Genomic DNA, 24156 nt, shown 5'->3' on the forward strand with positions numbered 1-24156 from the left:
AATTACTCTCTATATTAATTGCAGATGAGATCTTAGACAAATGAGTGAGACCAATTCATGCACGGTAGATGTCGCAACTTTGTACATCGTACCTACACCAATCGGTAATTTAGCGGACATCACGCAGCGTGCATTGGATGTTTTAGCAAATGTAGATTTAATTGCTGCTGAAGACACACGCCATACATCGCGTTTGCTGTCACATTTCTCTATCTCTACCCGCACCTTTGCGCTTCACGATCATAACGAGCAGCAGAAAGCTGACTTTTTGATTGAGAAGCTTCAGGCAGGTACCAGCATTGCACTTGTGTCGGATGCCGGTACTCCCCTGATTAGTGATCCAGGATACCATTTAGTCAATCGTTGTCGTCAAGCGGGTGTCAAAGTTGTGCCATTACCTGGCCCATGCGCCGTTATCACCGCGCTAAGTGCTGCAGGCTTGCCTTCTAACCGATTTAGTTTTGAAGGCTTTTTGCCCCCCAAAAGTAAAGGGCGTCGAGATTGTTTTCAGGCACTGGCCGCTGACGAGCGTACATTGATTTTTTATGAGTCTCCGCATCGTATTACAGACTCTCTGGCTGACATGTTAGCGGTGTTAGGCCCAGATCGCCAGGTTGTACTGGCACGTGAGCTGACGAAAACGTTTGAAACCATTCATGGTGCTCCGTTGGGCGAACTTATTGAGTGGCTGAAAGAAGACAGTAACCGGACTCGTGGCGAGATGGTGGTGCTGGTGACGGGTCATCGGGTTCAGAAAGATGACCTGCCGCCAGAGGCATTGCGCACTTTGGGCCTGTTGGCGAAAGAGTTGCCTTTGAAGAAAGCGTCTGCCCTGACTGCTGAAATCCATGGGGTGAAAAAAAATGCCCTGTATAAATGGGGGCTGGAGAATCTAGACTAGATAAAGCGGGAAGAGCGGTCCTAAGGTTTTGGGGTTCTAGGGATAAGAGGCTCGCGTAAGTAGGTTCGAGCGGCGAGAAAAAGCGAACGGCTTGATTCTCAACTCGGCTCGGTGAATCCGTCCTGCAGGACCACAGGACTGTTCTCAAATCTCGCCTCTAGACACTCGATTCTGACTTTTTTGCTCTATTTTCGAGCGTTTTGGCTTCTTGTGGGATTTTTCGCTGGTAACCAGGCTCTGACTCTTATAATATCCGTCGCCGGAGTTGGCCAGGTAATCGCTGCTTCGTTGATGTCCTTAGGGAGACTGACGAAGGGGAGGAAAGTCCGGGCTCCAAAGGGCAGGGTGCCAGATAACGTCTGGGAGGCGCAAGCCTACGACCAGTGCAGCAGAGAGCAAACCGCCGATGACTCGCTTGCGAGAACAGGTAAGGGTGAAAGGGTGCGGTAAGAGCGCACCGCGCGGCTAGTAATAGTTCGTGGCACGGTAAACTCCACCCGGAGCAAGACCAAATAGGTCCCTAATGGCGCGGCCCGCGTTGGGGACGGGTAGGTTGCTTGAGCCTGTGAGCGATTGCAGGCCTAGAGGAATGATTACCACCGCGTAAGCGGTACAAAACCCGGCTTATAGGCCAACTCCCCTCTTTTAGAATAAAAGGTGGTGTTGATTTCTCTTGAGAAGTTAACATCGCCTTTTGTCGTTTATACAACCTAATGCCGATCTCGGTTGGTACAATATCGATATTCCACCCTAAAACTTGATCTTGCGGGGATCTCTGGCGCTAAATCCCCACCTCTCGCTTGACAACTTTTTTGTCTCATACGTACACTTTGTGACGGATTTTGTGGGAAATTGTGGTACAACTGCCCGTCATCATCATTATTGCGGCAATAACACGTTGAACGCGATATACAACTCCAGGCTAAGGCTGAGACAGAATTGTCCCTGTGCCTTAGTGAGCTTTCACTTTAGCTGAACCTTGAACCTATTTTATGTCTGAACAATTTGAGCACGTTTCCGTTTTACTCCATGAATCTGTTGATGGCTTAGCGATTAAGCCTGACGGTATTTATATCGATGGTACTTTTGGTCGCGGTGGCCACAGCCGTTTGATCCTGTCTAAATTAGGTGAAAACGGCCGGCTGTATGCTATCGACCGTGATCCACAAGCAATTGCTGAAGCTCAGAAAATCGATGATCCCCGTTTTACTATTATCCATGGTCCTTTTTCCGGAATGGCTCAATACATGGAAGAACGTGGCTTAATCGGTCGCGTTGATGGCGTTCTGTTGGATTTAGGGGTCTCTTCACCACAACTTGATGATGCCGAACGTGGCTTCAGCTTCATGCGTGATGGTCCGTTAGACATGCGTATGGATCCAACGTCTGGTATATCTGCTGCTGAATGGCTGGCAGAGGCAGAAGCTGATGACATTGCCTGGGTGCTTAAAGAGTTTGGTGAAGAACGTTTTGCTAAACGCATTGCACGCGGCATTGTTGAACATCGAGAAAATCCAGAAAAAGAACCGCTGACACGTACCAAGCACTTGGCATCCCTGATTGCAGAAGTATCACCGTTTAGAGATAAGCATAAACATCCGGCAACCCGTAGCTTCCAGGCGATCCGTATTTATATTAATAGTGAACTGGAAGAGATTGAAATTGCACTAAATGGTGCGATGAAGGTGCTGGCACCACAAGGTCGTTTATCGGTGATCAGTTTCCACTCGCTAGAAGATCGCATGGTTAAACGTTTCATGCGTAAACATAGCAAGGGACCGGATGTACCTGCAGGTTTACCCTTAACGGAAGATCAAATTAAAGCGTTAGGTTCTGCCAGTCTAAAGCTTGCCAGTAAAGCTATTAAGCCATCTAAAAATGAATTAGGTGATAACACGCGTGCCCGTAGTTCAGTCTTACGTCTTGCTGAGCGTTTATGACTCAAGATCCTGAATTATCGTCTAATCTTGCTCACCTGATCGCCCGTGATATCGTGTCGGTCGGGCGTGTTCCTGCGATTTTATCGGTTTTTATTCTGATTTCAGCCCTTGCAGTGGTGTATATCACGCACCAGTCGCGTCAGCTGATCGCGCAGCAAGAGCTGCTGCTAATTGAGCGTGACCAGCTTGATATTGAATGGCGAAACCAAATTTTAGAAGAGAATTCATTAGCGGAGCATAGTCGTGTGGAGCGGTTGGCAGAAACCGAGCTGGAGATGAAGCGACCTTCTGCGAGCAGCGAAATCGTTGTGCATTAATCATATTTATGAAATTTCTTAAGCGTCCTCAAACTAAAAATCAACGTCGCCATGAAGCGCCACCGGTATTTATCCCGTGGCGCTTTGGTGTTATATGCGGGTTTGTTGCTCTCGCCTTGTTCGCACTGGTTGGCCGTGCGGCCTATATCCAGGTGCTGGAACCGGGCCGGCTCATTCAGGAAGGGGATTTGCGTTCGTTACGCGTCAAAGCAATGCCTTCTGCCCGAGGAATGATTTCTGACCGTAACGAAGAGCAACTTGCCGTCAGTGTACCGGTTCAGGCTATTTGGGCTGATCCGGTCCAGATCTACAAAACCGGCGGTATTCAAGAGGTTCAGCGGTGGCATGCCTTAGCGGATGTGCTGGGGGCCGACCGCCAGGAATTACTCTCCCGCCTCGAGAAAAATAAAAATCGCCGTTTTATCTACCTGCAACGTCAGGTCAGCCCTGCAATGGCAGCCTATGTCAGTAAGTTAAAGCTGCCCGGTATTGGCCTGAAAGATGAATCCCGCCGTTTTTATCCTGCAGGCGAAGTGAGCGCACACATTATCGGGGTAACCGGCATCGACAGCCATGGCCTGGAAGGTGTCGAGCGTACCTACGATGGCTGGCTGACGGGTGAGCCGGGGCGTCGTACCGTGAGGAAAGATCGCTACGGGCGTGTAGTCGAGAATATTTCACTGCAAAAGCGTGAGCCGGGTAAACCGTTGGTGCTGAGTATTGACCAGCGTTTGCAGGCTGTCGCGTATCGTGCGGTGAAGCAAGCGGTTGTGGATTACCGGGCGACGTCAGCGTCAGTGGTGATGGTTGATGTCCGAACCGGTGAGATCCTGGCGATGGTGAACGCACCGTCTTACAATCCCAATAACCGCAGTCAGTTACAAAGTTACCGGATGCGTAACCGCGCCATTACGGATGCCATGGAGCCGGGTTCGACCATTAAACCGTTTGTGGTGTTGGCGGCGATGGAAAATGGGACGGCTGATGAAAACACCATTATCAATACCGGTAACGGCATCTTTCAAATCGGTGGTAGCCGTGTACGGGATGTCTCCAGAGTCGGTAAGGCTGACCTGGCGAAGATTTTGAGAAAATCCAGTAATATCGGTGTAAGTAAGCTGTCACTGGCGATGCCGGTTGATGCTCTATTAGGGATGTACAGCAGTGTCGGCTTAGGGGATGAGTCAGGTATTAACTTAATCGGCGAGGCGATGGGATTTTTCCCCGATCGACGTCGCTGGTCTGATTTTGAACGTGCGACACTGGCATTTGGCTACGGGATTTCCGTCACGCCGATCCAATTGGTTCGGGCCTACGCCACGCTGGGTGCGCTTGGGGTAAACCGCCCGCTGTCGATTTTGAAAACAGAAGATGTCGTGCCAGGCCGTCAGGTAGTGTCGGCTGAAAATACCCGTAAGCTACTTAATATGCTGGAAGAAGTGACGCATGCCGGAGGGAGCGCCAAACGTGCGGCGGTGCCGGGTTACCGTGTCGGCGCGAAAACGGGAACGGCCAAAAAAGCCGCGGCAGGCGGTTATAGCGACGAGTATGTGGCGATGACTGCCGGGCTTGCCCCTATCAGTAATCCCCGCCTGGCGATGGTGGTGGTGGTGAATGAGCCTCAGGGCGATCAGTATTACGGCGGGGCCATCGCCGCGCCGATCTTCTCTGAAGTCATGGGCAGTGCCCTTCAAATATTAAATGTCCCGCCGGATGCCGGTACGGGAGATCAGTTAAATATCGTTCATAACAAGGGCAATATGCATGGTGATACCTAGTCAGAACCGTAAGATAGGAGTGTTGTTGTCTCCGCTGTTTTCAAACTTATGGTTTTCAAAATTACGGCTTTCCAAATTGTCTTTACCTCAATCGCTGGCTGAACTTGAGGTCAATAGCCTGACCTTAGATAGCCGAAAGGTGCAGGCCGGCGGTCTGTTTGTGGCGATAAACGGTCATGCGGCTGATGGCCGCCGCTTTATCCCTGCGGCAATAGATGCAGGGGCGAGTGTTGTACTGGCAGAAGCCGATGGTATCGCGGACCATGGCGATATCGTCGAGCAAGCGGGTACCTTCATCATTTATGTTGCCAATCTCGGCTCACAGCTTTCTGCTCTTGCCGGTCGTTTTTATGGTCAGCCTGACAGCCGGTTAACGCTGATTGCCGTGACCGGTACTAATGGCAAAACCACCATCAGCCAGCTGCTGGCCCAGTGGGCCGATTTGCTTGATTATAAGTCTGGCGTGATGGGAACAACCGGCAATGGTTTACTGAACCAGTTGGAACCCGCCGCCAATACCACGGGCAGCGCCATTGAAATTCAGCAAGTGCTGGCCGAACTGGTGGCGCAGGGCGCGAATTTGGCAGCGATGGAGATCTCTTCCCATGGCTTGGTCCAGAGTCGGGTGAGGGCTCTGAATTTTAGCGCCAGTATTTTTACCAACCTGAGCCGTGATCATCTTGATTATCATGGTGATATGGCCAGTTATGCCGACGCCAAGAAAAGCTTGTTTACTGAGCATAATACTGGCATCCCGGTGATTAATGCTGATGATGAAACGGGCCGGGCCTGGCTGTCAGAGCTGCCGGATGCCGTCGCTGTTGCGACAGAGAAAGCATCGATTGCTGGGCATCAAGGACTGGCGTTATGGCTTACCGATGTAACGTACAGTACCCAGGGCGTGAGTATCGCGTTTGACTCTTGCTGGGGACAAGGACACTTTACCGCGCCGCTGGTCGGATCGTTTAATGTCTCCAATCTATTACTGGCTCTTGCCGCGTTATTAGCATTAGGCCACCCCCTAGCCCGGCTAGTTGCGACAGCACCAAAGTTACAAGCTGTGATGGGGCGGATGGAAGTTTTTCAAAGATCTGACAAAGCAATGGTTGTTGTTGATTATGCTCATACCCCTGATGCACTGGAAAAAGCCCTGCAGGCTTTACGGGTCCATTGTCGCGGTAAATTGTGGTGCATTTTCGGTTGTGGCGGCGATCGTGACAGCGGTAAGCGCCCGATGATGGCACAAGTGGCTGAACGTTTGGCCGATCATATTATTCTGACCGATGACAACCCGCGCAGCGAAGATCCGGCGATCATCGTTGCGGATATGCTGCGGGGATTATGCCAGCCGGAAATGGCAACGGTGATCCATGATCGCAAAGCGGCGTGCCAGCAGGCGCTGGAGCAAGCCGATGCCGATGATATTGTCTTGCTGGCAGGGAAAGGCCATGAGGATTATCAAATTCTGGCCGATCGCACTATCTATTATTCTGACCGTGAAACGGTACAAGCCCTGCTGATGGAAAACGAAGGTTCAGATAAAACTAACGGGGAAAACGCATGATCGAGGTTCAGCTAACACAACTGGCTGACATTCTGGAGGCAGAGCTGATTGGTTGCGATACCAGAATTGCCGAGGTATCAACGGATACCCGGAGTATAACGGGTGAGACGTTATTTATCGCCCTGAAAGGCGAACGTTTTGATGCCCATGATTTTTGTCAGAGTGCCATGGATAACGGTGCCGCGTCGCTATTAGTGAGTCGTCACTTACCTGTTGGCTTACCACAACTGGTCGTCAAAGATACTCGTATTGCGCTGGGCCAGCTAGCTGCCTGGCTGAAACAGACCATGCAGCAAGAGCAGGGGCTGAAGACATTAGCGCTGACCGGCAGCTGTGGAAAAACCACAGTGAAAGAGATGGCGGCAGCGATTTTAAGCCAGAAAGGCAAAGTACTGGCCACGGCGGGTAATTTTAATAATGACATCGGTGTTCCGCTGACCTTGTTGCGACTGACCCCTGAGCACCAATATGCGGTGATTGAGCTGGGTGCCAACCATCAGCATGAGATTGCTTACACCACCAATCTGGTCAAGCCTCAGGTTGCCTTGGTCAATAACCTGGCGGAAGCACACCTTGAAGGTTTCGGCTCCTTGGCGGGAGTTGCCAGGGCCAAAGGTGAAATATTTGAAGGCTTAGCGGCGCAGCCTCACGGGGCACCAGCAACCGCGATTATTAATCTGGACTCTAACGAACGGGCAATGTGGCAGCCGTTATTGGCTGAACATCAGGTTTTAACCTTCTCGATCACTCAATCTGGTGCCGATCTCTCAGCAACTGACATATTTATTAACTCTGATGGGCTCGCTTGTTTTACAATGCGCACCCCTGAAGGCGAAACTGAGATCACATTAACGTTAGCGGGCACTCACAATGTGGCAAATGCCCTGGCCGCGGCGGCGTTAACAATGGCAACGGGGGCAACTCTGGCACAAGTCAAAGCGGGTCTGGAGCAGGTGGAAAACGTTAAAGGGCGGGTGGAAGTCAGCCAGCCACGTGACGGATTGCGCCTGATTGATGATACCTATAATGCGAGTGTCGCTTCGGTTAAAGCCGCGATTGATCTTCTGGCGTCGTTTAAGGGACAACGCTGGTTCATTTTAGGTGATATGGCTGAGCTGGGTGAAGACAGTGACAAACTGCACCGTGAGATTGCCGAGTATGCAAGCCGCAAAAGCTTGGATCAGGTGCTGACCTACGGCCGTGCCAGTGCTGTCGTTAGCCAGATGAACCAGGGACAACATTTTGAAGACAAGTCAGCATTGATCCAATTGTTGACAGAGCAGCTTAATCCCCAGCACCCAGAGATAACGGTGCTGGTAAAAGGAGCACGTAGTTCCCGAATGGAAGAAGTTATTGCCGCATTGCAGGAAAACACACAATGATTTACTGGTTAGCCGACTTATTAGAGTCCTCTTTTCCTTTTTTCCGCCTGTTTGAATATTTGACGTTTCGGGCAATCGTCAGTGTCCTGACGGCACTGATCCTGTCTCTGTGGATGGGACCTCGGCTTATCGCCCGTTTGCAAATACTGCAAATTGGCCAGGTAGTACGTAATGACGGCCCTGAGTCTCACTTCAGCAAGCGTGGTACGCCAACCATGGGCGGTATCATGATCCTGGCAGCGATCACGATCACGGTTTTATTATGGGCTGATCTATCCAACCCTTATGTCTGGGCGGTATTAACCGTCATGCTGGGTTACGGTGTGGTTGGCTTTGTCGATGATTACCGTAAAGTGGTGCGCAAGAATACCGATGGGCTGGTTGCTCGCTGGAAGTACTTCTGGCAGTCCGTGATTGCTTTTGTGGTCGCTTTTGCGCTGTATGTATACGGTAAAGATACTGTTGCAACGCAACTGGTGGTGCCGTTCTTCAAAGACGTGATGCCTCAGCTTGGTCTGTTTTATATTGTCTTCACCTATTTCGTGATCGTGGGCACCAGCAATGCGGTGAACCTGACCGACGGCCTTGACGGCCTGGCGATTATGCCGACGGTAATGGTTGCTGCGGGCATGGCATTTATTGCCTGGGCGACCGGCAACGTCAATTTTGCCAACTACTTGCATATTCCTTATCTGAAGGATGCCAGTGAGCTGGTGGTCGTGTGTACCGCGATTGTCGGAGCCGGACTCGGTTTCCTCTGGTTTAATACCTATCCGGCTCAGGTGTTTATGGGCGATGTCGGTTCTCTGGCGCTGGGTGGCGCTCTGGGTACGATTGCGGTGCTGGTACGCCAGGAGTTGCTGCTGGTTATCATGGGCGGGGTGTTCGTGATGGAAACTGTGTCGGTGATCCTGCAGGTGGGCTCTTACAAATTGCGAGGTCAGCGGATCTTCCGTATGGCGCCGATCCATCACCACTATGAACTGAAAGGCTGGCCGGAACCTCGTGTTATCGTTCGTTTCTGGATCATTACATTAATGTTGGTATTGATTGCCCTGGCAACGCTAAAGGTACGCTAAATGAATGGCTTAGACGGTGTGAAAAAGGTAGTCGTCATCGGGTTGGGAATGACCGGCCTGTCGGTGGTTAATCATCTGCTGCGTCAATCTGGCGAACGCGATATCAAAGTGATTGATACCCGGATCGCACCGCCTGGGCAAGATAAGTTGTCTGCGAGCGTGGAGTTATGCTCCGGGCAGTGGAACATGGATTGGTTATTAGCCGCCGATCTGATTGTTGTCAGTCCGGGCATTGCCCTGGCCACGCCAGAACTGCAGGCAGCCGCTGCCGCAGGGATTGAGATCGTTGGCGATATCGAGCTATTTGCACGGGCCGTAACCCAGCCTGTTGTCGCGATTACCGGATCAAATGGCAAGAGTACCGTTACCAGCCTGGTCGGCGAGATGGCCAAAGAAGCCGGCATTAACGTCGGTGTGGGAGGCAATATCGGCTTTGCTGCTCTGGATATGCTGGCACAAGAACATGATTTGTATGTATTAGAGTTATCCAGCTTTCAGCTGGAGACGACCTCATCACTGCAACTTAAAGCCGCGGTCTATCTTAATTTGTCAGAAGATCACATGGATCGCTACCAGGGGCTGGATGATTACAGCCAGGCAAAGCTGCGGATCTTTAACCATACGGATTTGGCTATCTATAACCGTGATGATCTGGCGACCCGTCCCCGGGATTATACCCATCCGATGACCAGTTTTGGTTTTGACGCCGAAGAATACGGTCTCAAACTGGATCAGGGTGAAGAATATTTAGCGATTGCCGGTCAATCGCAGATAAAAGTCCGCGATATTGCGCTAGTCGGTCGTCATAATGTAGCCAACAGCCTGGCCGCCCTGGCATTGGCAGACGCGGTTAATATTGATCGTCAGGCGGCTTGCCGCGCTTTGAAAAACTATACCGGGCTGTCACACCGCTGTCAGCTAGTGGTTAATCAGCATGGAGTGCAATGGGTCAATGACTCTAAGGCAACCAACCTGGCCAGTACGCTGGCGGCGCTGAAGGGGCTGAACTTATCGGGCCGGCTGCACCTGTTAGTGGGTGGGGACGGGAAAGGGGCTGATTTTTCTGAACTAAAGCCCGTTCTGGCTGACTTAAATGTACAGCTGTACTGTTTTGGCCGTGATGGTCATATTTTTGCGTCTCTGGTTGCAGCGCCGGTTTGTGTCGAAACGATGGCACAAGCGATGGACATCGCCGCAAAGGCGGCACAGGCGGGTGATATGATCTTGTTGTCGCCGGCATGCGCCAGCTTGGATCAGTTTCCTAACTTCATGGCACGTGGGGATGCGTTTATCGAACGGGCGAAAGTCCTGCAGCATCACGTAGTCGGAGCAACGGCATGCTAAGACAAGCCAGAGACGGCATGTTATCGGTGAGTGACTGGTTAACCAAACCGTCAGCGCCTTGCATGTATGACCGTCAGCTGGTGTGGATAGCCCTGGCCTTGATGATGACGGGCCTGGTGATCGTCACCTCAGCTTCCGTGCCAGTGGCTACCCGTCTGACCGATATCCCTTTTTATTTTGCCTTGCGTCACGGTTTCTTTCTGATTTGTTCACTGGTAATTGCCGCCTTTATCGTCCAGGTACCGCTGGATCGCTGGCGCCAGCTCAGTGTGCCGATGTTGCTGGTGTCAATCTTCCTTCTGATCGCGGTACTGATGGTCGGCCGTTCGGTGAATGGTGCATCGCGCTGGATCCCGCTAGGGATTTTCAACCTGCAGCCAGCGGAAGTGGCGAAGCTATCGCTATTTATTTTTCTAGCCGGTTATCTGGTTCGTCAATACAGCCAGGTACGAGAGAGTTTTTTTGGCTTTATTAAGCCGTTAGTCGTCTTGGGTATTTTGGCTGTATTGTTGCTGCAGCAACCAGATTTAGGTTCCTTTGTCGTGATGTTTGTCACGACCGTTGGCATGTTGTTTATTGCCGGGGCCAAGTTATGGCAATTTCTGGCAATGATTGCGACCGCGTTACTGGGTATCGGGGTTTTGATTGTGTTCGAGCCCTACCGGATGCGTCGTGTCACATCCTTTTTGGATCCGTGGGAAGACCCGTTTGGCAGTGGTTACCAGCTGACTCAGTCATTAATGGCCTTTGGCCGTGGCGAGTGGCTGGGACAGGGGCTGGGTAACTCGATTCAAAAACTGGAGTACCTGCCAGAGGCGCATACCGACTTTGTGTTTGCGGTGCTGGCTGAAGAGCTGGGGCTGATCGGAGTCACGATTGTACTGATACTGATTTTCGCCCTGGTATTTAAGGCGCTGTTTATTGGCCGTAAATGTTTACAGTCAGAACAGCTGTTCGGTGGCTTTCTGGCATTTGGCTTTGGTTTCTGGTTCGCATTTCAGTCTTTGGTCAATGTCGGCGCAGCAGCCGGTATGGTGCCGACCAAAGGCCTGACATTACCCTTGATCAGTTATGGTGGCTCAAGTTTATTTATTATGGCCGCCGCGGTCGCTATTTTGCTACGCATCGACCATGAGCAGCGGCTGGTAGCGAAATACGGACCTGAAGAGTCAGAACAATCGGATGACGAAAAGACCAACGATGAATAAGAATAAACGTTTATTAGTGATGGCTGGTGGTACTGGTGGCCATGTATTTCCGGGATTGGCTGTCGCGAAGGAATTACAACAAGAAGGCTGGGAAATTCGCTGGCTGGGTACTGCCGACCGCATGGAAGCAGACTTGGTGCCTAAAAATGGGATTGAGATCGACTTCATTAAAGTGAAAGGCTTACGTGGTCAGGGCGTGATGCGTTTGTTAGCTGCGCCCTTTAAGATTGTTGGTGCGATTCTGCAAGCAAGAAAACACATTAAAGCCTGGCAACCCGATGTCGTACTTGGCATGGGCGGTTATGTCAGCGGTCCCGGTGGCGTTGCGGCCTGGCTCTCAGGTATCCCCATAGTATTGCACGAGCAGAATGCCGTGGCAGGGTTAACCAACCAGTGGTTATCTCGGATCGCGACAACCGTTTTGCAGGCATTTCCCGGCGCGTTTGCCAATAAAGAGGTGGTTGGTAATCCCGTCCGTCAAGATGTGACGGCGCTGGCAAGCCCTCAAGAACGTTTTGCTGGCCGTCAAGGCCCGGTACGTATTCTTGTTATGGGCGGAAGCCAGGGAGCACGTATCCTGAATCAGACACTGCCTGAAGTTGCCGGTTTATTAGGCGATAAGGTGACTATCTGGCATCAGGCCGGGAAAGGAAGTCAGGCTGAAACCGAGCAAGCTTATGCCGCCCAAACCGACAGGACTCATAAAGTCACCGAGTTTATTGATGATATCGCGGCAGCATATGCCTGGGCGGATGTTGTGGTGTGCCGTTCCGGTGCGTTGACGGTTTCAGAGTTGTCGGCAGCCGGAGTCGGGGCGATTTTCGTTCCTTTCATGCATAAAGATCGCCAGCAGGCATTAAATGCCGCTCATCTGGTACAGGGTGGTGCCGCTAAAATGATTGAGCAGGCGGATTTAACCGCCGCGGGCTTAGCGGCAGAATTAAACCAATTAGATCGTCGTACACTTGAGAAAATGGCAAGTGCAGCACGGGATGCAGCGATTGTTGATGCTGACGTTCGGGTGGCGGGCGTGATCAAATCGCTAGCAACAAAATAAGATGAGAACAGAGTGATGAGTAAACTGGATAACCAGCAATTAGCAAAAATCAGAACCATGGTGCCAGAGATGCGCCGCGTTGAGCGTATTCACTTTGTTGGAATTGGTGGTGCCGGGATGAGCGGCATCGCAGAAGTATTAGTGAATGAAGGTTATCGTATTAGCGGGTCAGATCTTGCCCCGAACGCCGTGACCGATAGCCTGACGGGCAAAGGTGCTGAAATATTTTTTGGCCATGCGGCTGAAAATGTCACCGGCGTCAGCGTGGTTGTGGTCTCGACCGCGATAGCACAGGATAACCCTGAGCTGGTTGCCGCAAGGGAACAGCGTATTCCGGTGGTACGCCGGGCAGAGATGCTGGCAGAGCTGATGCGCTACCGTCATGGTATTGCAGTTGCCGGAACCCATGGTAAAACCACGACCACCGCTTTGCTGACCCAAATTTATTCTGAAGCCGGCCTCGACCCGACTTTTGTTAATGGGGGGTTGGTAAAGAGTGCGGGTACCAATGCCCGTTTAGGCTGTAGTCGTTACCTGATTGCGGAAGCGGATGAGAGTGATGCGTCATTCTTGCATCTGCAGCCGATGGTATCGATTGTCACCAATATTGAAGCTGATCATATGGATACCTATGGCGGCGATTTTGAAGTGTTAAAGCAGACATTTATCGATTTTCTCCATAACCTGCCATTTTATGGTTTGGCGGTGATGTGTATCGATGATCCTGTAGTTCGTGAGCTGTTACCCAAAATTGGACGCCAAATCATCACATATGGTTTTTCTGATGATGCTGATGTGCGCATAGTTGATTATAATCAGCAAGGCCAACAGGGCTATTTTTCAATTTTACGCAAAGGAAAACCTAGCCTTAACGTAAAATTGAATGTTCCGGGTAAGCACAATGCGCTCAATGCAACGGCGGCAGTGGCCGTGGCAACAGAAGAAGGCGTCAATGATGACGCGATTGTTCACGCATTGGCAGAGTTTCAGGGAACAGGACGTCGTTTTGACCATCTGGGCGAATTTGAAACAGGTAATGGCTCGGTCATGCTGGTTGATGACTATGGTCACCATCCAAGTGAAGTCGATGTGACGATTCAGGCTGCCCGTGCTGGCTGGCAAGAGAAGCGTCTGGTCATGGTTTTTCAGCCGCATCGATACAGCCGTACCCGGGATCTGTATGATGATTTTGCCAATGTATTGGAACAGGTTGACGTGTTGCTGATGCTGGATGTCTATTCGGCCGGTGAAACACCGATTGCTGGGGCCGATGGACGCGCACTGTGCAGAACGATTCGGGGACGAGGCAAAATTGATCCGATTTTTGTACCGACAATCGATGGATTGCCGGCGGCACTGGCTAATATTATTCAAAATGATGATTTAGTTCTGACACAAGGTGCCGGCGATGTGGGTAAAATTGCCCGCCAATTGGCAGACATGAAGCTGGATATTACTGAAATGAGAGGCAAATAGTCTTTTAGGCAGGTGCGGCGCTGGAAATGCCAGCATTATTATTTGTGCGCTTTGCTACTGTTTTTGTGGGTTTTATTACCGTCAGCATGGAATAAGCATCAGGTTATGCAATGAAAACGTCAACAATAGTTGGAGAGCAACGAGTTGGTCGGTATAATCGCTCAACTTTGCTTAGTGTTACCTGGTAGCCCCATGATTTACAGATTGGCAATATTGGCTGGTTAGGTAAGGGTAAGCAGACAAAATATGGCTGAAGCAGTCGTAAAAAGAGTAAGCTATTTTTCACCTTCAGTTGTTAGCAGACACTGGGGGGGATTGGCATTTTTTCTTTTTGTCATTGGTTTTACCGTATGGTTGATCAGTGCCACGATGAACTGGATGACAGACGCAAACCGTTTGCCTCTGTCTCAACTGGTCATTCAAGGCGAACTCGATTACCTGAGCACCGAAGATGTCCGTCAGGCGATTTTGCAGCTTGATCATCTGGGTAGTTTTATGACTCAGGATGTCGATGACATGCAGGCAATATTAGAGTCGTTACCTTGGGTGGCACGTGCATCAGTACGTAAGCAGTGGCCAGATACAGTAAAAGTGTTTCTTGTTGAGCATCAACCTGCTGCGGTCTGGAATGACGAGCATCTGGTTAATCAGCAAGGTGTGGTTTTTGCCGCGCAAGCACAACAGGTGGCTGATTTAGGGTTGGCTCATCTGACAGGACCTGATAAAAATAGTCAGGAAGTGCTTGCTGCGTTGCGTGAAATGCAACCAAGATTACAGCTTGCGGGCTTTGAAATTGATACGCTTGCATTAAACGAGCGACGATCCTGGCGAGTATGGCTGACCAATGGAACTCGGCTTGAACTGGGTCGAGAGGCCCGGATGGAGCGCCTGGAGCGCTTTATATGGCTTTATCCTGACTTAGAACAGCAGGATAAGGCGATAGAGTACGTAGACTTGCGCTATGATACTGGCGCAGCTGTGGGTTGGAAAATTGTTCCTGAACAAGAATAAGAGCGTGCGCTAATGACTAAGGCGGCAGATAAAAAACTCATAGTTGGCCTTGATATCGGCACCTCCAAAGTCTGTGCTTTGGTTGGAGAAGTGCTTCCTGATGGCCATGTAAATGTCATTGGGGTCGGCAGCAGCCCGTCACGTGGAATGGATAAAGGTGGGGTCAATGATCTTGAATCCGTCGTCAAATCGGTTCAGCGTGCGGTTGATCAAGCGGAACTGATGGCAGATTGCCAAATCTCTTCCGTGTATTTGTCGTTATCAGGCAAACATATTCGTTGTCAAACAGAAAAAGGTATGGTGCCTATTTCTGACAAAGAGGTAAGCCAAGATGACGTCGATAATGTTATCCATACGGCGAAATCGGTAAAAATTAGCGATGAACACCGAACTTTACATGTAATTCCTCAGGAATTTGCTATTGATTATCAGGAAGGCATAAAAAACCCGGTTGGTTTATCGGGGGTCCGGATGGAAGCCAGTGTTCATCTGATCACTTGTCACAACGACATGGCGCGTAATATCGTGAAAGCGGTTGAGCGTTGTGGGTTGAAAGTCGATCACCTTATTTTTTCTGGTCTGGCTGCCAGCTATGCCGTGCTCACCGCAGATGAACGTGAGCTGGGTGTTTGCGTGGTCGATATCGGTGGTGGAACCATGGATCTTGCGGTCTGGTCTGGTGGCGCATTACGCCATGCAGAAGTGATTCCGTATGCCGGTAATGTTGTCACCAGCGACATTGCTTACGCATTTGGTACGCCGCCAGGCGACGCAGAAGAGATCAAAGTGAAATACGGCTGTGCACTGAGTGAATTGGTAAGTAAAGATGCCAAGGTTGATGTCCCTAGTGTGGGAGGTCGCCCTTCACGAAGTTTACAAAGTCAGACTTTAGCGGAAGTGATAGAGCCTCGATACAGTGAATTACTGGGGCTGGTTAATCACAAGCTAGTCGAAATACAGGATCAACTGCGAGATGCGGGTGTAAAACATCATTTGGCGGCCGGTATTGTCTTAACAGGCGGTGCCGCGCAGATTGAAGGCTTGATTGAGTGTGCTGAGCGGGTTTTCCGCAATCAGGTACGTATCGGTCAGCCCTTGGAGCTAAGTGGTTTAACTGATTATGTTCAGGCGCCGCATTTTGCGACAGCAGTAGGTTTACTGCATTACGGAAAGGACAGTCAGGCATTTGATGACAGTGAACTGGAACCTAAACGCTCGGTTTCAGGAATATTCACTAAAATCAGTGGCTGGCTAAGAAAAGAATTTTAACCCTGATGCGAACAGGATGAACGGAGAGAACAAATGTTTGAACCGATGATGGAAATGTCTGATGAAGCGGTAATTAAGGTCATTGGCGTTGGCGGCGGCGGCGGTAATGCAGTCGATCACATGGTACGTGAGTCTATTGAAGGTGTTCAGTTCATCAGTGTAAATACTGATGCTCAGGCACTTCGTAAAACCAGTGTTAGCACGGTTATCCAGATTGGTGGAGACATCACTAAAGGTCTGGGAGCAGGGGCAAACCCACAGGTGGGTCGTGATTCTGCGCTTGAAGATCGCGAGGCGATTAAAGCGGCGCTTGACGGTTCTGACATGATATTCATCGCAGCCGGTATGGGCGGCGGCACCGGTACTGGTGCGGCTCCTATTATTGCTGAAGTGGCGAAAGAACTCGGTATTCTGACCGTCGCTGTTGTGACTAAGCCATTTAGCTTTGAAGGCAAAAAGCGGATGGCTTTCGCGGAACAAGGTATCGAAGAGCTTTCTAAGCACGTCGATTCCCTGATTACGATTCCGAATGAAAAGCTACTGAAAGTATTAGGTCGTGGTATCACTCTGTTAGACGCATTTGCGAAAGCCAATGATGTCTTGAAAAATGCCGTACAAGGTATTGCGGAGCTGATCACTCGTCCTGGTATGATCAACGTCGACTTTGCTGATGTGCGTACTGTGATGTCAGAAATGGGCCACGCGATGATGGGTAGCGGTGTCGCTACCGGTGATGATCGTGCTGAAGAAGCGGCAGAAATGGCGATTTCAAGTCCGCTATTGGAAGACATCGATCTTGCGGGTGCTCGTGGCGTCTTGGTTAACATTACTGCTGGTCTGGATATGCGTCTTGATGAGTTTGAAACTGTGGGTAACACAGTGAAAGCTTTTGCATCTGACAACGCAACGGTCGTTATCGGTACTTCACTTGATCCTGATATGAGTGATGAACTACGCGTAACGGTAGTCGCAACAGGCATTGGTAAAGAATCCAAGCCGGATATTACCTTGGTAACGACGTCGAAACCCGTTCAGGCCGTGCAGCAGGAAAAATCAGCGGTATCGGTTCAAGCGCCAAAGACTGCACCGCTTTCTCAGCCATCTGCGGCAGTAGAGAGTAGCAGTGTTCAGCCGTCTTCATCGACGGCGGCGGCACAAAAATCTAAGCCTCAAGCTGAGCATGACTACCTTGATATTCCAGCATTTTTACGTAAGCAAGCAGACTGATTTTCAGTGAACGGTCGGTAAGATTATTTTGGGTTGTTCAGACCGCTGTGATGTTGTTCAGACGCGAGACGAGAGTGCAGAGTTTATAATGATAGATGAGCACTTTCGTTACCGTTAATGAGCGATTTTCGTTAAGCACTGGAGAGCTGAAAGTAAATTGTTTGGGTTATATCTGGATATATGGTATGATTTCTGCCCATTTTCTTTATGTAACAGGTCGTTATGTAACAGAGGAATGGGCGGATTAGTAGTCTGGAGAAGACAGACTAGAAAAACAGTTGAGACAGGCAGATGATCAGACAACGTACGCTTAAAAGTATTGTGCAAACGACTGGAGTGGGTCTTCATTCCGGGCGTAAAGTCACGCTTATTTTGCGCCCAGCGGCTGCAAATACGGGTGTGATTTACCGTCGTACAGACTTAAATCCCCCTGTGGATTTTCCTGCAGACGCAAATTCTGTGCGTGATACCATGCTATGTACTGCGCTTGTGAATGAACAAGGCGTGCGTATCTCAACCGTTGAACACTTGAATGCAGCATTAGCCGGTATGGGGATCGATAATGTTATTATCGAAGTTGATGCACCTGAGATCCCAATTATGGATGGCAGTGCAAGCCCGTTTATTTATCTGCTTCAGTCTGCGGGAATTGAAACGTTGAATGCGCCTAAGCGCTTCTTACGTATCAAAAAGCCTGTTCGCATTGAAGATGGCGACAAATGGGCGGAGCTGGTTCCTTATAATGGTTTCCGTCTCGACTTTGCTATCGACTTTAATCATCCTGCGATTGATTCAGATCAGCAGCGCTTGGTGCTGGACTTTTCAAGCAAGTCATTCGTAAAAGATATCAGCCGCGCTCGTACCTTTGGCTTCATGCGTGACATTGAATATCTTCAGTCTCAGAATTTGTGTCTGGGCGGAAGTTTTGACAATGCAATTGTTTTGGATGACTACCGGATCTTAAATGATGAAGGTCTGCGTTTTGACAATGAACTCGTGACTCACAAAGTCTTGGACGCGATTGGCGACCTGTACATGTGTGGCCACAATATTATTGGTGAAATGCGTGCATACAAATCAGGTCATGCACTGAATAACCAATTATTGCGTGCAGTTTTGGCAGATCAAGAAGCGTACGAGTGGTCAACCTTCCAGGAAGAACAAGACGTTCCTGTGACGTTTGCCCAACCGGGTATGGTGCTCGCCTAAGCACAGATTAAGCATTTAAAAAAAGCCGGACTCAGTCCGGCTTTTTTATCTCTGAAGGTTGTCATTTTTCGAAAAGAGAGCCAGTAGACAGATGAATATGAATGGTTTGAACAAAAGAGTTAAGATCGTTAACTCTTTTTTGCCGCCAACTGAGCCAGGCGCTCAAGCTTCGCTTTCACTTTCTCGGGGGCGTTGGCCGCAGTGGCTAATAAGTGCTGAGCGGCAACTGCGCTGATCGGTTTTTGCACAATATCCGGCTTTTTATCTTCTTTAGCCTTCTGTACTGCAGCAAGTTCCGGATTCACCTTGATCTCAATATTGACCAGTTTCGGCAGCAGGTTAGAACGTAACTGGCTGATTAAGGTATTGCGTTCATAGTTGAGCCGCATAGACCAGGCTGCAGAAGACGTTTCAATAATTAAGATCCCCTGGCGATAGTTACTAACACGGCAATGCTGGGCACAATTTAAGTGTTGGCGCACCGCATCATTGAGCTTGCTAAGCGCAATCGCACGCTGCTGAATATTGCTCAGACTGCTGTCATCCAACAGGTTGGCTGTTGTTTGGGGACGATGATCTCTCATAACATTTGTGTTTCCTGATCAAAATTAGGCTAACCAGACTGGTATAAGTTCTAATTTTTCATATATGGAAGCAAGTCACTTGCTTTTACCATAGGCGGCACCGTTAATATGGCTTATTATATCAGCTCCATGGGAAGTCATGCGCCGAAATGATCTGTTAACCAATGGGAATGGCTGCTTATTATTGGTCGTTCCATCCGACACTATCTCATAACAATGGTATTGTTTTCTTATTTCCCTTGAAAGTGACAAGGAGTGACACAATATCATTTATAACCATTGTTTTAGGTGTTGGCCTCATTGTCACCCAAAGTGACGGATTCAGGCGGAACAGGGATGACTATGATCCCCGTCAATGACCCTCAGACTAAGCTATTCAGCGTGTATTGTAAGCTGAAATAAACAAAGAGAACGGCATCGTCATGTTATCAAAACTACTGACTAAAGTTATCGGTAGCCGTAACGACCGCACCCTGCGTCGTTTGCGCAAAATTGTTGATGAAATCAACAAATTAGAACCTCAATTTGAAAACCTTCAGGATGAAGAGCTGAAAGCAAAAACAGCCGAATTTCGTGAGCGTTTAGATCAGGGTGAAACACTGGATCAGCTGCTTCCAGAAGCATTTGCAACCGTTCGAGAAGCATCTAACCGTGTGTTTGGCATGCGTCACTTTGACGTTCAGCTGCTTGGCGGTATGGTACTGAATGATTGCCAGATTGCAGAGATGCGTACCGGTGAAGGTAAAACACTGACTGCAACCTTGCCTGCTTACTTGAATGCGCTGACAGGTAAAGGCGTTCACATTGTTACCGTGAATGACTACCTCGCTGCGCGAGATGCTGAAACAAACCGCCCACTATTTGAATTCCTCGGTATGAGCGTTGGTGTCAACGTACCCAATATGCCGCCGCAAGCGAAAAAAGAAGCTTACGCCGCCGATGTGCTTTACGGTACCAACAACGAATTTGGTTTTGATTACCTGCGCGATAACATGGCGTTCCGTCCGGAAGATCGTGTTCAGCGTGAACGCTTCTTCGCCGTTGTCGATGAGGTCGATTCCATTCTTATCGATGAGGCCCGTACTCCGCTGATCATCTCCGGCCCTGCCGAAGATAGTTCAGAGCTTTATACCAAGATTAATGAGCTGATTCCCTTGCTGATCAGACAAGATCAGGAAGATAGCGAAGAGTACCGTGGTGAAGGCCACTATACTGTTGACGAGAAATCCAAGCAGACTTACCTGACTGAAAACGGTCAGGAGTTCGTGGAAGAATTACTGCAGCAGCACGGGATGATGGCAGAGGATGATACCTTGTATTCGCCATCGAACATCAGCCTGTTGCACCATGTGAATGCCGCACTGCGTGCCCATGTTCTGTTTGAACGCGATGTTGATTATATTGTTAAAGATGACGAAGTGATCATTGTCGATGAGCACACGGGACGTACTATGCCCGGTCGTCGCTGGTCTGAAGGTCTTCACCAGGCGGTTGAGGCCAAAGAAGGTGTGAAGATCCAGAACGAAAACCAGACGCTGGCATCGATAACTTTCCAGAACTATTTCCGCTTGTACAGCAAACTGTCGGGTATGACCGGTACTGCTGATACCGAAGCGTTTGAGTTCCAGTCAATCTACGGCTTAGAAACGGTCGTTCTGCCGACGAACAAACCAATGATCCGTGATGATATGGGTGATTTGGTTTATATGACCGAGGCAGAGAAGTTTGCGGCAATTTGCGAAGATATTAAAGAACGTGTTGCCAAAGGCCAACCGGTATTGGTGGGTACAGTTTCGATTGAAAAATCTGAAATGCTTTCTAATGCATTGAAAAAACAAGGTATTAAGCACCAGGTTCTGAACGCCAAGTTCCACGAAAAAGAAGCCGACATTGTTGCCCAGGCGGGGCAGACAGGTTCTGTCACTATCGCGACCAACATGGCCGGTCGTGGTACGGATATCGTGTTAGGTGGCAGCTGGCAGAGTGAAATTGCCAAGCTGGAAGCACCAACGGATGCCCAAATCGACAAGATTAAAGCGAAGTGGAAAGAAGATCATGCCGCTGTTCTTGCTGCGGGTGGCTTGCATATTATCGGTACCGAGCGTCATGAGTCTCGCCGTATCGATAACCAGTTGCGTGGTCGTTCGGGCCGTCAGGGTGATGCCGGCTCTTCTCGTTTCTATCTATCAATGGAAGACGGCCTGATGCGTATCTTTGCGTCAGAGCGTGTTTCTAACATGATGAAAAAGTTGGGGATGGAAGAAGGCGAAGCGATTGAACATCCTTGGGTGACCAAAGCGATTGAAAATGCCCAGCGTAAGGTTGAAGGCCGAAACTTTGATATCCGTAAGCAATTGCTTGAGTTCGATGATGTGGCGAACGATCAGCGTAAGGTCGTTTATGAATTACGTGATGAACTGATGAATGCTGATGATATCAGCGAGATGATCGGACATAATCGCGAAGATGTTCTGCTTACGATCATTGACAACTACATTCCGCCACAGTCGCTGGAAGAAATGTGGGATGTGAAAGGGCTGGAAGATCGCCTGAAAGCCGATTTCGATCTGGATCTGCCGATCCAGGAATGGCTGGACACGGAAGACAAGCTTTACGAAGAAGCTTTGCGCGAACGTATTGTTGAGCAAGCGGTGTCCATTTATCAGCAGAAAGAGAATGTGGTCGGCGCCGAAGTGCTGCGTAACTTCGAAAAGACGGTCATGCTGCAAAATCTGGATATGCTTTGGAAAGAACACCTTGCTGCGATGGATCACCTGCGTCAGGGGATTCACCTGCGCGGCTATGCCCAGAAGAATCCAAAACAAGAGTACAAGCGCGAGTCGTTTGAACTGTTTGAGGAGATGCTGGAAAGCCTGAAATCTGATGTGATTGCAATCCTGAGCAAAGTGCGTGTACAGCAGCAGGAAGAAGTGGATCGTATGGAAGCTGAGCGCCGCCAGCAAGCGGAAGAGCTGGCTCGTCGCCAGCAGTATCAGCATCAGAGTGCCGATAGCCCAATTGCTGATGACCGTGATGAGCAAGCATCTGCCGGTACTTTCCAGCGTGATGAGCGTAAAGTGGGCCGTAACGAGCCTTGCCCATGTGGTTCTGGCAGAAAATATAAACAATGTCACGGTAAGATCAATTAATTGATCAAGTATCGTTCTGTTTGATATTGTAAAAAGGCCGCGCAAGCGGCTTTTTTTATAGCAGAGACGAGTGGCGAGAAGTGAGTTACGCGTGTTGTAAAGACGCGTTTCTCGTGATTCGATACGGTTAACAGGAAGTCAGTTTGGATAAAAAGCGCATTTGGATCTCGGCCGGGATCATTCTCAGCCCTGATCATGATCAGGTCTTTATTACCCGACGTGCTGCAAAAGCACACCAGGGCGGGTTCTGGGAGTTTGCCGGCGGTAAAGTGGAAGCCGGTGAAACAGCGGAACAAGCGGTCATCCGTGAGCTGTTTGAAGAGGTGGGTATTACAGCCACGGAATTAGAACATTTTATCGCGCTGGAGCATGATTTTCCCGATAAGGCACTCAAGTTCGACTTTTATTTGGTAAAAGCCTTTCGTGGTGAGGCCTATGGTAAAGAAGGCCAGCCGGGGGAGTGGGTGAGACTGACGGATTTGACACGCTATGCGTTCCCGGATGCCAATGATGCGGTGTTGGAAAAGCTGATGGGGATGTAAACTGGCCCTATGGTCCTATGGTACGGGCATTAGTACCATAGGTCCTCAGGACCGTTCTTCCCGCTTTTTAGAGAGACTCGGATCTCGCCTCTTGATACTGGAATTATTCTCCCATATCTTCCGACCAGATATCGGAATCAGACGTATCAGGCGCGCCTGGGATCGCTTTATCTTCTTCCGCCCATTCGCCGAGATCAATCAGCTGGCAGCGCTTTGAGCAAAAAGGTCGGAATTGACTTGCCTCATTCCATTCCACTTCGGCTTTACAGGTAGGGCATTTAACGATCATAGGATTCTTTGATTGTGGCACGAGGTGACCTCAGCAGATAGCTAGTTGAAATTCAATATTATCCGCAATCGCTGTGCCTTCCTCAAATGGCAGGAAACGTATGGCAAAACGGCTACGATGTCCCGATATCATAGGGTATACCCCATAGCTAGGGCAAATATACAGACGTAATAAATGTGCATTCTCTGCCTCATGCTGGAAAAAGCCACCACGTGCAATTTGCGGTTGGACTTGCCCTGATTCTCGGGTAAAACGAAGCCATAAATTGAGCGCGTCGGTCATTTCTGCCAGCTGCTTAAGCCAGTTAGCAATATCATTTTGCTTATGGGCTAAAGGTAAATGCAGCCAGTGGTGCAGGGCCGGAAGATCAAAGCAGCAACTGCCGCCGGGAATCGAGAAGCGTTGCCTTATGCCACTTAAAAAGCGGTCATCACGTAAATCCTGCCCCAGGCGCGTCGCGGCAATTAATTTGTGGTGCGCGATATCCATATTATCAAGTAACTTTAAAAGCGCGGTCTGATCCACACCCTCGACATTTAACCAATTTTTTAACCGGACTCTTTGTTTCTCAAGATCTTTAGCCAGCTCGGTTTTAAGCTGAACCTGATCAAGAATTTCCAATAAGTCAAACAGCGCGCGGAAGAATACCTGATGCTGCCATTGGTCGCTCAGCTGGCTGGCATGGGTCATTTGCCGGATCAAAGACTCAAGGCGTAAGTAAATACGCACTCTTTCATTCAACGGATGTTCAAAACGGTTTGTCTGCATGAGTGCACCTTGAATTGAACCTCTAGAGAAGGCTCTGAATGTATCGTTACTTAATGTCAGTG

At 49.6% G+C, this 24156-nt stretch carries 20 protein-coding genes and 1 other RNA gene; 18 read left to right on the forward strand and 3 right to left on the reverse strand.

The annotated features are described in order from the left end of the window. Positions 1-40: 40 nt before the first annotated feature. The 16 genes from rsmI to lpxC all read left to right on the forward strand — a co-directional run bounded on the left by rsmI (position 41) and on the right by lpxC (position 18762). Positions 41-901 carry a 16S rRNA (cytidine(1402)-2'-O)-methyltransferase gene (rsmI, locus tag AC2204_RS16175; RefSeq protein WP_318926710.1) on the forward strand — a complete coding sequence of 287 codons (861 nt, stop codon included), beginning with the start codon at positions 41-43 and terminating at the stop codon, positions 899-901. 261 nt (positions 902-1162) lie between these two features. After that, positions 1163-1544: RNase P RNA component class A (gene rnpB / locus AC2204_RS16180), an RNA gene on the forward strand. 349 nt (positions 1545-1893) lie between these two features. Beyond that, positions 1894-2841 (forward strand): 16S rRNA (cytosine(1402)-N(4))-methyltransferase RsmH, encoded by a 948-nt coding sequence (gene rsmH / locus AC2204_RS16185; RefSeq protein ID WP_318926711.1) that lies wholly within the window; start codon positions 1894-1896, stop codon positions 2839-2841. Then, the gene (gene ftsL, locus AC2204_RS16190; RefSeq protein ID WP_318926712.1) at positions 2838-3158 is read left to right on the forward strand and encodes a cell division protein FtsL; all 321 of its coding nucleotides are present in this window, start codon (positions 2838-2840) and stop codon (positions 3156-3158) included. Before rsmH ends, ftsL begins: the two co-directional genes overlap by 4 nt. Before the next feature lie 8 nt (positions 3159-3166). Then, on the forward strand, positions 3167-4936 hold the full coding sequence (locus tag AC2204_RS16195; protein ID WP_318926713.1) for a penicillin-binding transpeptidase domain-containing protein: 1770 nt from the start codon (positions 3167-3169) through the stop codon (positions 4934-4936). After that, complete coding sequence (murE, locus tag AC2204_RS16200; protein ID WP_318926714.1) at positions 4923-6500, forward strand: UDP-N-acetylmuramoyl-L-alanyl-D-glutamate--2,6-diaminopimelate ligase; 1578 nt, start codon at positions 4923-4925, stop codon at positions 6498-6500. Before AC2204_RS16195 ends, murE begins: the two co-directional genes overlap by 14 nt. Next, the gene (gene murF / locus AC2204_RS16205; protein ID WP_318926715.1) at positions 6497-7882 is read left to right on the forward strand and encodes a UDP-N-acetylmuramoyl-tripeptide--D-alanyl-D-alanine ligase; all 1386 of its coding nucleotides are present in this window, start codon (positions 6497-6499) and stop codon (positions 7880-7882) included. Before murE ends, murF begins: the two co-directional genes overlap by 4 nt. Further along, the gene (mraY, locus tag AC2204_RS16210; RefSeq protein ID WP_318926716.1) at positions 7879-8961 is read left to right on the forward strand and encodes a phospho-N-acetylmuramoyl-pentapeptide-transferase; all 1083 of its coding nucleotides are present in this window, start codon (positions 7879-7881) and stop codon (positions 8959-8961) included. Before murF ends, mraY begins: the two co-directional genes overlap by 4 nt. Continuing rightward, positions 8962-10305, forward strand: coding sequence for a UDP-N-acetylmuramoyl-L-alanine--D-glutamate ligase (gene murD, locus AC2204_RS16215; RefSeq protein WP_318926717.1), 1344 nt, complete (start codon positions 8962-8964; stop codon positions 10303-10305). It abuts the gene before it with no gap. Then, the gene (gene ftsW, locus AC2204_RS16220; RefSeq protein WP_318926718.1) at positions 10299-11513 is read left to right on the forward strand and encodes a cell division protein FtsW; all 1215 of its coding nucleotides are present in this window, start codon (positions 10299-10301) and stop codon (positions 11511-11513) included. Before murD ends, ftsW begins: the two co-directional genes overlap by 7 nt. After that, complete coding sequence (murG, locus tag AC2204_RS16225; RefSeq protein WP_318926719.1) at positions 11506-12570, forward strand: undecaprenyldiphospho-muramoylpentapeptide beta-N-acetylglucosaminyltransferase; 1065 nt, start codon at positions 11506-11508, stop codon at positions 12568-12570. The genes ftsW and murG overlap by 8 nt, the downstream gene beginning before the upstream one ends. 15 nt (positions 12571-12585) lie before the next feature. After that, positions 12586-14046 (forward strand): UDP-N-acetylmuramate--L-alanine ligase, encoded by a 1461-nt coding sequence (gene murC / locus AC2204_RS16230; RefSeq protein WP_318926720.1) that lies wholly within the window; start codon positions 12586-12588, stop codon positions 14044-14046. Between the two features lie 246 nt (positions 14047-14292). Continuing rightward, positions 14293-15057 (forward strand): cell division protein FtsQ/DivIB, encoded by a 765-nt coding sequence (locus tag AC2204_RS16235; RefSeq protein ID WP_318926721.1) that lies wholly within the window; start codon positions 14293-14295, stop codon positions 15055-15057. A gap of 12 nt (positions 15058-15069) precedes the next feature. Continuing rightward, on the forward strand, positions 15070-16326 hold the full coding sequence (gene ftsA / locus AC2204_RS16240) for a cell division protein FtsA (protein WP_318926722.1): 1257 nt from the start codon (positions 15070-15072) through the stop codon (positions 16324-16326). Between the two features lie 33 nt (positions 16327-16359). After that, a complete protein-coding gene (gene ftsZ, locus AC2204_RS16245) occupies positions 16360-17553 on the forward strand; it encodes a cell division protein FtsZ (RefSeq protein ID WP_318926723.1) in 1194 nt (397 codons plus the stop codon). Positions 17554-17844: 291 nt separating this feature from the next. Then, positions 17845-18762: a UDP-3-O-acyl-N-acetylglucosamine deacetylase gene (gene lpxC, locus AC2204_RS16250; RefSeq protein WP_107283692.1), complete on the forward strand. Its 918-nt coding sequence runs from the start codon at positions 17845-17847 to the stop codon at positions 18760-18762. Positions 18763-18890: 128 nt separating this feature from the next. Here the strand turns inward: lpxC and AC2204_RS16255 are convergent, their stop codons facing one another. Continuing rightward, positions 18891-19346: a DUF721 domain-containing protein gene (locus AC2204_RS16255; RefSeq protein ID WP_318926724.1), complete on the reverse strand. Its 456-nt coding sequence runs from the start codon at positions 19344-19346 to the stop codon at positions 18891-18893. 422 nt (positions 19347-19768) lie between these two features. Here AC2204_RS16255 and secA point away from each other — a divergent pair, with 422 nt between their 5' ends. Together secA and mutT are read left to right on the forward strand one after the other, a co-directional pair. Continuing rightward, positions 19769-22495 (forward strand): preprotein translocase subunit SecA, encoded by a 2727-nt coding sequence (secA, locus tag AC2204_RS16260; protein WP_318926725.1) that lies wholly within the window; start codon positions 19769-19771, stop codon positions 22493-22495. A gap of 143 nt (positions 22496-22638) precedes the next feature. Then, on the forward strand, positions 22639-23037 hold the full coding sequence (gene mutT, locus AC2204_RS16265; protein ID WP_318926726.1) for an 8-oxo-dGTP diphosphatase MutT: 399 nt from the start codon (positions 22639-22641) through the stop codon (positions 23035-23037). Positions 23038-23140: 103 nt separating this feature from the next. Here mutT and yacG read toward each other — a convergent pair whose 3' ends face one another. Beyond that, positions 23141-23326: a DNA gyrase inhibitor YacG gene (yacG, locus tag AC2204_RS16270; protein ID WP_318926727.1), complete on the reverse strand. Its 186-nt coding sequence runs from the start codon at positions 23324-23326 to the stop codon at positions 23141-23143. A gap of 30 nt (positions 23327-23356) precedes the next feature. Next, a complete protein-coding gene (gene zapD / locus AC2204_RS16275; protein ID WP_318926728.1) occupies positions 23357-24094 on the reverse strand; it encodes a cell division protein ZapD in 738 nt (245 codons plus the stop codon). Between the last annotated feature and the right edge of the window lie 62 nt (positions 24095-24156).

The organism is Photobacterium sp., from assembly GCF_057456235.1.

What these genes read in the sequence shown, in the direction of transcription:
- murD (WP_318926717.1), top strand. Translation starts at nt 8,962, where the DNA reads ATGAATGGCTTAGACGGTGTGAAAAAGGTAGTCGTCATCGGGTTGGGA.
- mraY (WP_318926716.1), top strand. Translation starts at nt 7,879, where the DNA reads ATGATTTACTGGTTAGCCGACTTATTAGAGTCCTCTTTTCCTTTTTTC.
- ftsL (WP_318926712.1), top strand. Translation starts at nt 2,838, where the DNA reads ATGACTCAAGATCCTGAATTATCGTCTAATCTTGCTCACCTGATCGCC.
- lpxC (WP_107283692.1), top strand. Translation starts at nt 17,845, where the DNA reads ATGATCAGACAACGTACGCTTAAAAGTATTGTGCAAACGACTGGAGTG.
- murG (WP_318926719.1), top strand. Translation starts at nt 11,506, where the DNA reads ATGAATAAGAATAAACGTTTATTAGTGATGGCTGGTGGTACTGGTGGC.
- secA (WP_318926725.1), top strand. Translation starts at nt 19,769, where the DNA reads ATGTTATCAAAACTACTGACTAAAGTTATCGGTAGCCGTAACGACCGC.
- yacG (WP_318926727.1), bottom strand. Translation starts at nt 23,326, where the DNA reads ATGATCGTTAAATGCCCTACCTGTAAAGCCGAAGTGGAATGGAATGAG.
- murE (WP_318926714.1), top strand. Translation starts at nt 4,923, where the DNA reads ATGGTGATACCTAGTCAGAACCGTAAGATAGGAGTGTTGTTGTCTCCG.
- AC2204_RS16255 (WP_318926724.1), bottom strand. Translation starts at nt 19,346, where the DNA reads ATGAGAGATCATCGTCCCCAAACAACAGCCAACCTGTTGGATGACAGC.
- murF (WP_318926715.1), top strand. Translation starts at nt 6,497, where the DNA reads ATGATCGAGGTTCAGCTAACACAACTGGCTGACATTCTGGAGGCAGAG.
- AC2204_RS16235 (WP_318926721.1), top strand. Translation starts at nt 14,293, where the DNA reads ATGGCTGAAGCAGTCGTAAAAAGAGTAAGCTATTTTTCACCTTCAGTT.
- rsmH (WP_318926711.1), top strand. Translation starts at nt 1,894, where the DNA reads ATGTCTGAACAATTTGAGCACGTTTCCGTTTTACTCCATGAATCTGTT.
- ftsW (WP_318926718.1), top strand. Translation starts at nt 10,299, where the DNA reads ATGCTAAGACAAGCCAGAGACGGCATGTTATCGGTGAGTGACTGGTTA.
- ftsZ (WP_318926723.1), top strand. Translation starts at nt 16,360, where the DNA reads ATGTTTGAACCGATGATGGAAATGTCTGATGAAGCGGTAATTAAGGTC.
- AC2204_RS16195 (WP_318926713.1), top strand. Translation starts at nt 3,167, where the DNA reads ATGAAATTTCTTAAGCGTCCTCAAACTAAAAATCAACGTCGCCATGAA.
- rsmI (WP_318926710.1), top strand. Translation starts at nt 41, where the DNA reads ATGAGTGAGACCAATTCATGCACGGTAGATGTCGCAACTTTGTACATC.
- murC (WP_318926720.1), top strand. Translation starts at nt 12,586, where the DNA reads ATGAGTAAACTGGATAACCAGCAATTAGCAAAAATCAGAACCATGGTG.
- zapD (WP_318926728.1), bottom strand. Translation starts at nt 24,094, where the DNA reads ATGCAGACAAACCGTTTTGAACATCCGTTGAATGAAAGAGTGCGTATT.
- ftsA (WP_318926722.1), top strand. Translation starts at nt 15,070, where the DNA reads ATGACTAAGGCGGCAGATAAAAAACTCATAGTTGGCCTTGATATCGGC.